Below are 236 nucleotides of genomic sequence, written 5' to 3'. Positions count from 1 at the left end.
TGTGTTATGAATTCTGTCCAGATAAAAAATGTCATTTTTGATGTAGGTAATGTATTGGTACGCTGGTCTCCAGTAGAAATCGTTCGCTTAACATTTGGTGGTTCCGTAGAGTCAGAGAAAATGGCTCAGATGCTATTTTCATCACAAATCTGGAAAGATTTAAATAAAGGGACGATCTCCGAAAGGGAAGCAAAACAGCGTTATCAACGTGAACACCAAGTAACGACGGAAGAAAT

General features: G+C 38.6%; 1 pseudogene. It reads left to right on the top strand.

What is annotated here, in order from left to right:
* Positions 1–6 precede the first annotated feature (6 nt).
* A pseudogene (locus IQR33_RS27825) lies at positions 7–236 on the top strand (HAD family phosphatase); the annotation flags it as partial.

Source organism: Vibrio sp. OPT46, assembly GCF_015163535.1.
GTDB lineage: Bacteria > Pseudomonadota > Gammaproteobacteria > Enterobacterales > Vibrionaceae > Vibrio > Vibrio alginolyticus.
The sequence above is the reverse complement of the archived record's forward strand: the minus strand, read 5'-3'. Positions and strand labels throughout refer to the sequence as shown.